The sequence below is a fragment of the Streptomyces sp. NPDC029041 genome, from assembly GCF_040637515.1.
In the GTDB taxonomy this organism is placed as follows: Bacteria; Actinomycetota; Actinomycetes; order Streptomycetales; family Streptomycetaceae; genus Streptomyces.
In genome coordinates, this window is the sequence record NZ_JBEZWO010000012.1 from 193,008 (window position 1) to 205,872 (window position 12,865).

The 12,865-nt window shown below is 70.8% G+C and carries 9 protein-coding genes; 4 read left to right on the plus strand and 5 right to left on the minus strand.

Annotated elements, in window-relative coordinates:
- Positions 1 to 135 precede the first annotated feature (135 nt).
- Complete coding sequence (locus tag AB0F04_RS29370) at positions 136 to 1,005, plus strand: Cof-type HAD-IIB family hydrolase (RefSeq protein WP_362046697.1); 870 nt, start codon at positions 136 to 138, stop codon at positions 1,003 to 1,005.
- 19 nt (positions 1,006 to 1,024) lie between these two features.
- On the opposite strand, the gene AB0F04_RS29375 is transcribed toward AB0F04_RS29370, so the two are convergent.
- The 4 genes from AB0F04_RS29375 to AB0F04_RS29390 all read right to left on the minus strand — a co-directional run bounded on the left by AB0F04_RS29375 (position 1,025) and on the right by AB0F04_RS29390 (position 8,252).
- Positions 1,025 to 2,092 (minus strand): M23 family metallopeptidase, encoded by a 1,068-nt coding sequence (locus AB0F04_RS29375; protein ID WP_362046700.1) that lies wholly within the window; start codon positions 2,090 to 2,092, stop codon positions 1,025 to 1,027.
- Between the two features lie 101 nt (positions 2,093 to 2,193).
- Entirely contained in the window at positions 2,194 to 5,706 is a 3,513-nt protein-coding gene (cydD, locus tag AB0F04_RS29380; RefSeq protein ID WP_362046703.1) for a thiol reductant ABC exporter subunit CydD, read from the minus strand.
- 12 nt (positions 5,707 to 5,718) lie between these two features.
- Positions 5,719 to 6,723 (minus strand): cytochrome d ubiquinol oxidase subunit II, encoded by a 1,005-nt coding sequence (cydB, locus tag AB0F04_RS29385; protein WP_362046705.1) that lies wholly within the window; start codon positions 6,721 to 6,723, stop codon positions 5,719 to 5,721.
- Between the two features lie 20 nt (positions 6,724 to 6,743).
- Positions 6,744 to 8,252: a cytochrome ubiquinol oxidase subunit I gene (locus AB0F04_RS29390; RefSeq protein ID WP_362046708.1), complete on the minus strand. Its 1,509-nt coding sequence runs from the start codon at positions 8,250 to 8,252 to the stop codon at positions 6,744 to 6,746.
- Between the two features lie 149 nt (positions 8,253 to 8,401).
- Between AB0F04_RS29390 and AB0F04_RS29395 the strand changes: the two genes are divergently transcribed.
- Positions 8,402 to 8,794 (plus strand): cyclophilin-like fold protein, encoded by a 393-nt coding sequence (locus AB0F04_RS29395; RefSeq protein WP_362046711.1) that lies wholly within the window; start codon positions 8,402 to 8,404, stop codon positions 8,792 to 8,794.
- A 52-nt stretch (positions 8,795 to 8,846) separates the two neighbouring features.
- On the opposite strand, the gene hisC is transcribed toward AB0F04_RS29395, so the two are convergent.
- Positions 8,847 to 9,926 (minus strand): histidinol-phosphate transaminase, encoded by a 1,080-nt coding sequence (gene hisC / locus AB0F04_RS29400; protein ID WP_362046714.1) that lies wholly within the window; start codon positions 9,924 to 9,926, stop codon positions 8,847 to 8,849.
- Positions 9,927 to 10,357: 431 nt separating this feature from the next.
- Here hisC and AB0F04_RS29405 point away from each other — a divergent pair, with 431 nt between their 5' ends.
- On the plus strand, positions 10,358 to 11,470 hold the full coding sequence (locus tag AB0F04_RS29405; RefSeq protein WP_362046717.1) for a LacI family DNA-binding transcriptional regulator: 1,113 nt from the start codon (positions 10,358 to 10,360) through the stop codon (positions 11,468 to 11,470).
- Positions 11,471 to 11,747: 277 nt separating this feature from the next.
- Positions 11,748 to 12,836, plus strand: a complete 1,089-nt coding sequence (locus AB0F04_RS29410) for a metallophosphoesterase (RefSeq protein ID WP_362046784.1) — start codon at positions 11,748 to 11,750, stop codon at positions 12,834 to 12,836.
- Positions 12,837 to 12,865: the final 29 nt, after the last annotated feature.

The window sequence follows — 12,865 nt, forward strand, 5'->3', positions numbered from 1 at the left end:
CCGGCCGCTTCGGCGGCACCTGCTCAGGGGCCCGTGGGGAGCGGCAGCTCGTGAGGGGCTCCTGGTGGGAGCGTTGTCCACTCACCTGTGCGGAGCCCCGCACGCCCGTGCGGGCATGTGCGGGACAATGGCCGGGTGACCTCAGCGACCCGACAGCCCGAGACCGCGGCCGAGACCCTCCCGCCGCGACTGATCGCCACCGACCTCGACGGCACTCTGCTGCGCGACGACAAGTCGGTGTCCCCGCGTACCGTCGCCGCACTGGCCGCCGCCGAGGAGGCGGGCATCGAGGTCTTCTTCGTCACGGGCCGGCCGGCCCGCTGGATGGACGTCGTCAGTGACCACGTACACGGCCACGGTCTGGCGATCTGCGGAAACGGCGCCGCCGTGGTCGACCTGCACGGCGGCCCCGGTGCCCACCGGTTCGTGAAGGTGCGGGAACTGGCCCGGGAGAACGCCCTGGACGCCGTACGGCTGCTGCGCGAAGCGGCACCGGGCACGGTGTACGCGGTGGAGCAGACCTACGGCTTCTACCAGGAGCCGGCGTACCCGAAGCTGCACATGGAGACACCGGACAGCCTCGCCCCGGCCGAGGAGCTGCTGGGCCCGGACCACCAGGCCGCCGCCGAGCCGGTGCTGAAGATCCTCGCCTACCACCCCGACATCGACCCCGACGCCTTCCTGACCCTGGCCCGCCTCGCCATCGGCGAGCGCGCCAGTGTGACCCGCTCCAGCCCCAGTGCCCTCCTCGAAATCAGTGGCCCGGGCGTGTCGAAGGCCAGCACCCTCGCCCTGTCCTGCGCCGAGCGCGGCATCTCGCACGAGCAGGTCGTCGCCTTCGGCGACATGCCGAACGACGTGGAAATGCTGACCTGGGCGGGCCGCTCGTACGCGATGGGCAACGCGCACCCCGACGTCATCGCCGCCGCCTCGGGCCGCACGGTGGCGAACAACGAGGACGGGGTGGCGGTCGTGATCGAGCAGCTGCTGGCGGAACTGCCGTAGCCGGCGGAGCCGGGGTGTCTCAGAGGGACACCCCGCGCGCCGCCAGCCACGGGACCGGGTCCACCGACGAGCCCGACTCCGCTGTGATCCGGGCCTCGAAGTGCAGGTGCGGCCCCGTGGAGTTGCCCGTGGTGCCCGACTGGCCGATCCACTGTCCGGGGCTGACATGCTCCCCCGGGTCGACCGCGAGCGAAGCGAGATGGGCGTACTGCGTGTAGTAGCCGCCCGCATGCTCGAGCACGACCTCCATGCCGAAGGCGCCGCCGCAGGCCACCCTCACCACCCGGCCCGCACCCACGGCCCGCACCGGCGTGCCGATCGGCACCGCGAAGTCCTGCCCGGTGTGCCGGTTCGACCAGCGCGCACCGCCGCTGCCGTAGGACGCCGACAGCTCGTACGTCTCGACCGGCGCGACCCAGTCGCCCTCGGTGAACCCCGTCTCCGGCTGGTCGAGCCTGACGGCTCCGCGGCACGCCCCGGCGGCGGCCGCGGCGTCCGCCTCCCCCTGAAGCTGTGAGCGCGCCGACTCCAGCTTCCGCTCGATGTCCGCCTTCAGGCCCGCGAGTTGGGCCTTGCGCCGCTCCAGCGCCTGCCACCGGTCCGCCGCCCTGGCCTCGTCCGCCGCCAGCCGCGCCTCGGCCCGCCGGTTCCTGGAGATCGCGTTGTTCACGGCGAGATCCGCCTGCGAGAAGGCGCGCTGACCTCGCATCAGGCTGTCGGGACTGTCGGCGAGGATCATGTGCGCGGCCACCGGCAGGCCACCATTGCTGCGGTACTGGGCCCGGGCGATCCGGCCGAGGTCCTCGTGCAGTGCGGCGATGTGCCGCCGCTGCGCGTCCAGGAGTCCCTCCGCCCGCTGGACCTCGGCCCGCTGCTCCTCGGCCTCCCGGCGGCCGGCCTCGTACTGCTGCGTCGTCACCGCGGCCTCCTCGTACAGCCGCGCCACCTCGGCGCTGAGGCCGGTGCTCCCGCCGGTTCCGGTGCCGCTGCCGGGCTCCAGGGGCGCTGCCGCCGGCCGGGCCCCGAGCACGGCCAGCGCACACAGCAGGACCGGAACCAGCAGCCGATGGCGGCGATATGAGCGCATGTCAGCGATCGTCGCCCAGCACCGCGGGTCCGGTCCTGTTCAGGTCCTACGGCTGGGGGACCGGCTGCGCCGAACGGCCCAGTGGACACCGTTCCCGGCCGCTACCGCGCTCCCACCAGCGACTGCGCAGCCGCTTCCCGTTCCGCCATCTCGCGCAGCGGACCCTCCACCGCCAGCAGCTCCGCGTACCGGCCGCGCTGCACGACCCGCCCCCGGTCCAGCACGATCACCTCGTCGACCCCGTCGAGGCCCGCGAGCCGGTGCGTGATGAGCAGCGTGGTCCGCCCCTCGGTGACGGACAGCAGATCGGCGGTGAGCGCGTCGGCCGTCGCCAGGTCGAGGTGCTCGGCGGGCTCGTCCAGCACCAGGACGGGGAAGTCGGCGAGAAGGGCCCGGGCCAGCGCGAGTCGTTGCCGCTGGCCTCCCGACAGCCGCGCCCCGTGCTCGCCGACGAGCGTGTCCAGACCGTCGGGCAGGCCGTCCGCCCACTCCAGCAGCCGGGCGCGGCCCAGCGCGGCGCGCAACTGCTCCTCGGTGGCGTCCTTCCGGGCGAGCAGCAGGTTCTCGCGCAGCGAGCTGTCGAAGAGATGCGCGTCCTGCGCACACAGCCCGACGAGCCCTCGTACGTCGTCGCCGTGCAGCCCGGACGCGTCCACGCCCGCGAGGGTGTACGAGCCCGCCTCCACGTCGAGGAACCGCAGCAGCACCTGCGCCAGCGTCGTCTTGCCGGAGCCCGAGGGTCCGACCACGGCGATCCTGCGCCCCTCCTCGAGGGTCAGGTCGAGCCCGTCGAGCGCCTCCCTGTCCTGGCCGGCGTGCCGGGCGGTCAGCCCCCTGACGACGACCGGGAACGGCGACGCGGGTGCCTGCCGGGGCCGCTCCGGCTCCGCCACGGGCTCCGGGGCGTCGAGCACCTCGTAGACCCGCTGCGCGCTGCGGCGCACGCGTTGCCGGTACCGCACCGCGAGCGGCATCCCGAGCACGGCCTCGAAGGCGGCGAGCGGAGTGAGGACGACGACGGCCATGGCCACGCCGTCGAGCCGTCCGGCGGCGACCGCCTGCGCGCCGGCCAGCGCCGCGGCCGTGACGGTCAGCCCGGAGATCAGCGCCGTGAGGCCGTCGCCCAGTGCGGTGGCCGTGGCGGCCCGCGCGGCGATCCGGGTCAGCGCCCCGTCGGCCTCGCGGGTCTGGGTGGTCCGCGCGGGCAGCGCACCGGCGACGGTCAGCTCAGCGGTGCCGGTGAGCAGATCGGCCACCCGCGTCGCCAGCGCCCCGCGGGCGGGCGCCAGCCGGTGTTCGGCCCGGCGGGCCACCGCGCCGGTGATCAGCGGTACACCGACCCCTGCCGCCAGGAGTCCGGCCGCGAGCACCGCCCCGGCCTCCGGCAGCAGCCAGGCGGTGAAGCCGACCGACGCGGCGGACACGACCAGGGCGGCCCCGGCCGGCAGCAGCCACCGCAGCCAGTAGTCCTGCAGCGCGTCCACGTCCGCGACCAGCCGGGAGAGCAGATCGCCCCGGCGGACCCGGCGCAGTCCGGCCGGTGCCAGCCGCTCCAGCCTCCGGAACACCGCGACCCGGGTGTCCGCCAGCATCCGCAGCACGGCGTCGTGCGACACCAGCCGCTCGGCGTAGCGGAAAACGGCCCGCCCGATACCGAACGCCCTGGTCGCGGTGACGGCCATCATCAGATACAGCACGGGCGGCTGCTGCGAGGCCCGCGAGATCAGCCACCCCGAGGTGGCCATGAGTCCCACGGCACTCCCCAGGGCCAGGCTCCCGAGCAGCAGCGCGAGTCCCAGCCGCCCGCGCCGGGCACCGGACATCGCGCGGACGCGCGTGAGGACACCGCCCCGAGCCGGCCCACCGGCGGACTCGGCCGGGGCAGGCGGCTCGACCTCGGCGAACCGGACGCCCGACGACCGGGTCACGGCGGACGCCACCAACGGGGCGGCGGTCCCGGGCTCCGCCGGCCGCGCGGCCTGGTCCCTGCTCTCCAGCCGCACCACCCGGTCCGCGACGTCCAGCAGCGCCGGCCGGTGCACCACGAGCAGCACCGTCCGGCCGACCGCGAGCCGCCGCACCGCCGCGACGACCTCGGCCTCGGTGGCCCCGTCCAGCGCCGCCGTCGGCTCGTCGAGCAACAGCACGGGCCGGTCGGCGAGGAACGCGCGAGCCAGTGCGAGCCGCTGCCGTTGCCCGGCGGACAGCCCGGCGCCGTCCTCTCCCAGCACGGTCCGCACGCCCTCGGGCAGCGCGTCGACGAACTCCAGCGCCCCGGCGTCCCGCAACGCTTGCCGTACGGAGCCGTCGTCGGCACCGGGCCGCGCCAGCCGTACGTTCTCGGCGATCGTCCCCGCGTACAGATGCGGCCGCTGCGGCACCCACGCGATCCGGGAGCGCCACTGCTCCAGGTCCGCATCGACGAGGTCGACACCTCCGACCCGCACCTGGCCCTCGGCCGGTCGCACGAACCCCAGCAGGACGCTCAGCAGCGTCGACTTACCGGCGCCGCTCGGTCCCACGAGCGCGACCGTCTCCCCGGGCTCGACATCGAAGGTCACGTCGGCGACGGCGTCCGCCGACCGCCCCGGGTAGCGGACGGTCACTCCCTCGAACGACAGCGCACCCTCCGGCACGGCCCGGGAGCCGGACGCCGGCCGGGGCGTCTGAAGGACCTCGAAGATCTCCTCGGCGGCGGCGAGCCCCTCCGCCGCCGCGTGGTACTGCGCCCCGACCTGCCGCAACGGCAGATATGCCTCGGGCGCAAGGATCAGGATCACCAGACCGATGTACAGATCCATCTCGCCGTGCACCAGCCGCATGCCGATCGTCACCGCGACCAGTGCCACCGAGATCGTCGCGAGGAGTTCCAGGGCGAACGAGGAGATGAAGGCGATCCGCAGCGTGCGCATGGTCGCCCGGCGGTACTCGCCGGTGATGTGCCGGATCGACTCGGCCTGTGCCTTGGCCCGTCCGAAGACCTTCAGCGTCGGAAGGCCCGCGACCACGTCCAGGAAGTGCCCGGACAGCCGCGACAGCAACCGCCACTGACGGTCCATCCGGGACTGGGTGGCCCAGCCGATCAGCACCATGAAGACCGGGATGAGCGGCAGGGTGCCCACGATGATGGCCGCGGAGACCCAGTCCTCGGTGACGATCCGCGCCAGCACCGCCACCGGCACGACCACGGCGAGACCCAGCTGCGGCAAGTACCGCGAGAAGTAGTCGTCGAGGGCGTCAACGCCCCGGGTGGCCAGGGCGACCAGCGAGCCGGTCCGCTGCCCGCTCAGCCAGCCGGGCCCCAGCTCGGCGGAACGCTCCAGCAACCGCCCCCGCAGCTCGGACTTCACCGCCGCGCTCGCCCGGTGCGCGGCCAATTCGGTGAGCCAGCCGACCAGCGCCCGGCCGACCGCTACACCGGCCAACAGCACCAGGGGGGTGCCGAGTTCGGACACCGCCATGCGGTGCTGGAACGCGCCGACCACCACTTCGGCGATGAGCATCGCCTGGGCTATGACCAAGCTCGCGCCGACCGCCCCCAGGGCGACGACCGCCACCAGGAAGACACGGGTGGCGCGGGCGTACCGGAGCAGACGCGGATCGATCGGTTTCACGTGAAACACACCTCAGTGCGCGGTCTCGGCGATGTGCTGCGTACCGATCCGCTTGCGGAACACCCAGTACGTCCAGCCCTGGTAGAGCAGGACGACCGGGGTGGCGATCCCGGCACACCAGGTCATGATCTTCAGGGTGTACGGGCTGGACGAGGCGTTGGTGACCGTGAGGCTCCAGTCCGGGTTCAGCGTCGACGGCATGACGTTCGGGAAGAGCGTCAGGAACAGCATCGCCACTGTGGCCACGATGGTGAGCCCCGACAGCGCGAACGCCCAGCCCTCACGCCCGGCCCCGGCCGCGACCAGGGCCACGAGGAGCGAGGCCACGGCCACGACCATCGCCACGAGCGACGGACCGTCTCCCCGGTCGGACTGCGTCCACAGCAGGAAGGCGAACGCCAGCAGGGCGGTCACCGCTCCGACGCGCAGCGCCAGCTTCCGCGCCCGCTCCCGGATCTCCCCGACCGTCTTGAGCCCGACGAACACCGTTCCGTGGAAGGTGAACAGCGACAGCGTGACCAGGCCGCCGAGCAGCGCGTACGGGTTGAGCAGGTCCAGGACGCCGCCGGCGTAGTTGAAGTCCTGGTCGATCTTGACGCCCCGCACGATGTTGCCGAAGGCGACGCCCCACAGGAACGCGGGCAGCAGCGAGGCCCAGAAGATCGCCGTCTCCCAGTTGCGCTGCCACTTCTCCTCGGGCCGCTTCACGCGGTACTCGAAGGCCACACCCCGGACGATCAGGCAGACCAGGATGAGCAGCAGCGGCAGGTAGAACCCGGAGAAGAGCGTGGCGTACCACTCGGGGAAGGCGGCGAAGGTCGCGCCGGCCGCCGAGAGCAGCCACACCTCGTTGCCGTCCCAGACGGGACCGATGGTGTTGATCAGCACCCGTTTCTCGGGCCGGTTCCGGGCGAGCAGCTTCGTGAGCACCCCGACTCCGAAGTCGAAGCCCTCCAGGAAGAAGTAGCCGGTCCACAGGACGGCGATCAGGACGAACCAGACGTCGTGCAGTTCCATGACGGTGCAGCTCCCTCGGCCTAGTAAGAGAAGGCCATCGGCTTGTCGGCGTCACGGGAGTCGCCGCCGATCTTCGTGGGCGGGTTGAGGTCGGCCTCGGTGAGCTCCGGCGGCCCCGCCTTGACGTACTTGACCAGCAGCTTGACCTCGACGACGGCGAGGATGGCGTACAGCGTGGTGAAGACGACCATCGACGTGATCACCTCGGCCTGCGAGACGCCGGGGGAGACCGCGTCACGCGTCTGGAACAGGCCGTAGACGACCCACGGCTGGCGGCCCATCTCGGTGAAGATCCAGCCCCATGAGCTGGCGATCAGCGGGAAGCCCAGAGTGAGGATCGCGATGCGCCAGTACCACTTGGTGAGGGTCGGGCCGAGCGCCTTCTTCGGCAGCAGGACGAGATGCGGCACCTCGTCGTCGCCCACCCTGAGGTGCTGCGGCAGCATGAACTTCTTGCGGGTCAGCCACAGCCCGGCCAGACCGATGGCGAACGACGTCATGCCGAAGCCGATCATCCACCGGAAGCCCCAGTAGGCGACGGGGATGTTGGGCCGGTAGTCGCCGGGTCCGTACTTCTCCTGCTCGGCCTTGTTGACGTCGTTGATGCCGGGCACGTACGAGCTGAAGTCGTCCTTCGCGAGGAAGGACAGCAGGCCGGGGATCTCGATGGCGACCTTGTTGTGGCCCTTGTCGACGTCGCCGACGGCGAAGACCGAGAAGGGAGCCGGCTTCTCGCCGTCCCACAGCGCCTCGGCCGCGGCCATCTTCATCGGCTGCTGCTGATACATGATCTTGCCGAGGACGTCACCGCTGATCGCGGTGAGGAGGCCGCCGATGACGACGGTGACCAGGCCCAGCCGGAGCGAGGTCTTCATCACGGGGACGTGCTTCTTGCGGACCAGGTGGAAGGCGGCGATGCCGACCATGAAGGCGCCGCCGGTCAGGAACGCCGCGGTGAGCGTGTGGAAGACCTGGGCGAGCGCGGTGTTCTGGGTCAGCACCAGCCAGAAGTCGGTGAGCTCGGCCCGGCCCTTCGCCTCGTTGATCCGGTAGCCGACCGGGTGCTGCATCCAGGAGTTGGCCGCGAGGATGAAGTAGGCCGACAGGATCGTGCCGATGGAGACCATCCATATGCAGGCCAGATGGATCTTCTTCGGCAGCTTGTCCCAGCCGAAGATCCACAGGCCGATGAAGGTGGACTCGAAGAAGAACGCGATCAGTGCCTCGAAGGCGAGCGGCGCACCGAAGACGTCACCGACGAAACGCGAGTAGTCGGACCAGTTCATGCCGAACTGGAACTCCTGCACGATGCCGGTGACCACACCCATCGCGATGTTGATCAAGAAGAGCTTGCCCCAGAACTTGGTCGCCCGGAGGTACTTCTCCTTCTCCGTCCGCACCCACGCCGTCTGCAGACCGGCCGTGAGCGCGGCCAGGGAGATCGTCAGGGGGACGAACAGAAAGTGGTAGACGGTGGTGATTCCGAACTGCCATCGCGCCAGGGTCTCCGGCGCCAAAGCCAGGTCCACGTCGCCGCTCCTTACATACGCTTGTGAAAGCGTTCACATTCACAAGCCATTATGCAGCACGCACTTTCGAGTGACTTGAGGGGGTCCCTGTCTCCCCCGTCACAGTGGGACTCGTGGCTCCAACTTCAACATATTGTTGAATCAGTGGCATGCACACACCGCCACCGCTACAGATACGGATCTCCTGGCCCGCGGGCCATCTCACCGCCCGGCTCGACGACACCCCGACCAGCCACGCTCTCGCCAAGGCGCTGCCGCTCGCCTCCACGGCCCGCACCTGGGGGGCGGAGGTGTACTTCGACACGGGAGTGTCGGTTTCACGTGAAACAGACGCCCAAGAGGTCGTCGAGCCGGGCACCGTCGTCTTCTGGACCGACGGCGATGCCCTCGCTCTCCCCTACGGACCCACTCCGATCTCACGGGGCGACGAATGCCGCCTCGCCGGCCCGTGCAACATCCTGGGCCGCCTCGACGGCGACCCCGGACTGCTCGCGACCGTGCGGGACGGAGACCCCGTCCGCGTAGAACTCGTGGACGGCTGACCAGGCTCGCGGAGGACGGCAGCGCACTGCCTCCCGGCGGGCACTCGAAGCTCTACTGCTCCTTACGGAACCCTTCCGACACCTTCAGGAAGATGTCGTTCGCCTCGGCCTCCCCGACCGTCACCCGCACGCCCTCGCCCGGGAACGGCCGGACCACCACACCCGCCTGCTCGCAGGCCTGCGCGAACGCGACCGTACGCTCCCCCAGCCGCAACCAGACGAAGTTGGCCTGGGTCTCGGGCACCGTCCAGCCCTGCGAGCGCAGCCCGTCGACCACGCGCGTGCGCTCGCACACCAGCGAGCCGACCCGGCCGAACAGTTCATCCTCGGCCCGCATCGAGGCGATCGCCGCCTCCTGCGCGAGCTGGCTCACGCCGAACGGAACCGCCGTCTTGCGCAGCGCCGCAGCCACCGGCTCGTGGGCGATGGCGAAACCGACCCGCAGGCCGGCGAGACCATAGGCCTTGGAGAAGGTCCGCAGCACACAGACGTTGGGCCGGTCGCGGTAGAGCTCGACGCCGTCCGGCACCTCGGGGTCGCGGATGAACTCGCGGTACGCCTCGTCGAGGACTACCAGGACATCGCGCGGGACCCGGTCGAGGAAGCGCTCCAGCTCCGCTCGCCGCACGACGGTGCCGGTCGGGTTGTTCGGGTTGCAGACGAAGATCAGCCGGGTCCGCTCGGTGATCGCGTCGGCCATCGCGTCGAGGTCGTGCACATCCCCGGGCGTCAGCGGCACCTGCACCGACGTCGCGCCGCTGATCTGCGTGATGATCGGGTAGGCCTCGAAGGACCGCCAGGCGTAGATCACCTCGTCACCGGGGCCTGAGGTGGCCTGGATCAGCTGCTGGGCGACACCGACCGAGCCGGTGCCGGTGGCCAGGTGGGCAAGAGGCACCCCGAACCGCTCGGACAGCTCGTTCATCAGCGCGGTACAGGCCATGTCCGGGTAGCGGTTGAAGTTGCAGGCCGCCGCCGTCACGGTCTCCATGACGCCGGGCAACGGCGGATAGGGGTTCTCGTTGGAGGACAGCTTGTAGGCCACCGGACCACCTGCCGCGGCGGGCCTGCCCGGCTTGTAGGTGGGGATCCCCTCCAGCTCGGCGCGCAGCTTGGGGCTCGTCTCGCTCACCGCAGTCCTCCTCGTGAAGACCGGCGGCCCATGACCGCCGCCGACATCCAATACTCCTCACCTTATGAGGATTCGGCGCCGCTGCGTATAGGCATGCCCGAGCAGCCGGTTCCGTCCTTCCCCGTCCCACCGGCATCTGGGGCATCACCGCACCAAGGCGTACGAATGCGGGGGCGCGCCGCACATATATCTATGCGCCGGTGGTGTACGCCGTGGCGCGCGTCCCTCGTGCAGGTGAGTTGAGACCTCTTCGCAACCTGGGCCAGTTGGCAGGCCCGTGCGCGCCGACACAACACGTACTGCCAAGAAAGCGCTCAACACCCATGATTTCCAAGGCGGTTGGGGTTAAATGATCATGCAGAAACGTGCCTGTCAACGCGTGCATATGCGTCCGCACTACCCCACGGCATGAGCCCTACTATCGGCTCGCCATGACAGCAGCAGGGAAGCATCAGGTGAGCCGCGCGGAAACCTCACGGCGAGGCAGTCGACCGGGTCGGGCCGGCATCAGAGACGTGGCCGCCGCCGCCGGAGTCTCCATCACGACCGTCTCCGACGCCCTCAACGGCAAGGGGCGGCTCCCGGACGCCACCCGGCGCCATGTCCGGGAAGTCGCCGACCGCCTGGGCTACCGGCCGTCGGCCGCCGCCCGGACCCTCCGTACCGGGAAATCGGGCCTCATCGGCCTGACCGTGACCACGTACGGGGATGAACCTTTCACCTTCACGGAATTCGCGTACTTCGCCGAAATGGCGCGGGCCGCCACCTCCGCCGCGCTCGCCCGTGGTTACGCCCTCGTCATCCTGCCCGCCACCTCCCGCCACGACGTGTGGTCGAACGTCGCCCTGGACGGCACGGTCGTCATCGACCCCTCCGACCAGGACCCGGTCGTCAGCGAGCTGGTCCGGCAGGGCCTGCCGGTGGTCTCCGACGGCCGCCCGGCCGGTGCGCTGCCGGTCACGGCCTGGGTCGACAACGACCACGAAGCCGCAGTCCTCGGCATCCTCGACCACCTGGCCGACGCCGGCGCGCGCCGCATCGGCCTGCTGACCGGCACGACCACGGACACCTACACCCACCTGTCGACCACCGCCTACCTGCGCTGGTGCGAGCGCGTGGGCCAGGATCCGGTGTACGAGGCCTACCCGGCGCACGATCCGTGCGCGGGCGCCGTCGCCGCCGACCGGCTCCTCGCCCGGCCCGACCGGCCCGACGCGGTCTACGGACTCTTCGACCCGAACGGCACCGACCTGCTCGCCGCCGCCCGCCGCTACGGCCTGCGCGTCCCGGACGACCTGCTGCTGGTCTGCTGCAGCGAGTCCACGGTGTACGCCAACACCGAGCCGCCCATCACCACGCTCTCCCTGAAACCGCGCCGCATCGGCACCGCGGTGGTGCAGCTCCTCATCGACGCCATCGAGGGAGTGGAGGCCGACCACCCGGTGCAGCAGGTGATACCGACGGAGCTGATCGTGCGTACCTCGTCCCAGCGACGCCCGCCGCGCACGACGGTCAGCCCTCCGCGCTCATCCGAGGACACCTAGGGCCCCGCACGGGCAACAGGAAGGACCCCTTCCTGGGGAGAAACAGGGCCGGTCCCCCGGAGAGAAGGGATCGTTCTCGCGGAGAGAAGAAGAGCGCGGGCGGTCACACGGCGGTCGAAGCCCGGCCCAATCGGGGCGAAAGCCGCGGTGAACTGGACTCTTGCTCCGATTCACCACCCCTGGGTCATCACATGGCACGATCCGCATTCCTATGATGGGCCCACGACACCCGCGGGCCGCTACGACCAGGCAGTCCGATGCGGTGCAACGCGGCGCGATGGTGGAGGGGTCGATGACTCAGGGGGCCGGTCAGGGACCCGAGGTGGAGCGGACGGCGACGTTGCGCGACTTCCGGGTGCCCGCGTACGTCCACGAGGCCGGTCCGTACGTCCACAGCGTCCACCCCGGCGAGGTCGCCCCACCGCCCGACGAGACCTACCCCGAGGGATACACGCCGACCCAGCGCGACCTTCCCGTCATCAACCGGGGTGACACTGTTCAGGTGACCGTGGATCCCGAGACCGCCGCCCCTCAGTCCACCACCGGGCAGGGCCCGCTGTACGTCGTGGGTGACGTGCACGGCTACCTCGACCAGCTGGTGTCGGCCCTCCAGGAGAAGGGACTGCTCGACGCCGCCGGCAACTGGTGCGCGGGCACCGCCCGGCTGTGGTTCCTCGGCGACTTCACCGACCGCGGCCCGGACGGCATCGGCGTCATCGACCTGGTGATGCGGCTGTCCGCCGAGGCCGCCGCGGCCGGCGGTTACTGCAAGGCGCTCATGGGCAACCACGAACTGCTGCTGCTGGGGGCGAAGCGGTTCGGCGACACCCCCGTCAACTCCGGCGCGGGCACCGCCACCTTCCAGGCGGCCTGGCTGCTCAACGGCGGCCAGAAGACCGACATGGACCGCCTCCAGGACCACCACCTGCAGTGGATGTCCCGCCTGGACGCCGTCGAGGAGGTCGACGGCCACCTGCTCGTCCACTCCGACACCACCGCCTATCTCGACTACGGCCGCTCCATCGAAGAGGTCAACGACACCGTCCGCGAGACGATCACCCGCAACGACGCGGACGAGGTCTGGGACCTGTTCCGCAAGTTCACCAAGCGGTTCTCCTTCCGCGACGAGGGTGGCGCGGACGCCGTGCGCTCCCTGCTCGATACGTACGGGGGCACCCGCATCGTTCACGGGCACAGCCCGATCCCCTATCTGCTGGGCGAGGTCGGCTCCGAGGACGACGAGGACAACCGCGACCCCGTGATCGAGGGACCGCACGTCTACGCCGGCGGACTCGCCATCGCGATGGACGGCGGCGTGACCATGGCCGGAAAGCTGCTGGTCCAGCAACTGCCGCTGGATACGTGAACGTTCACCGGGCAGGCGTCCCCGGTCGG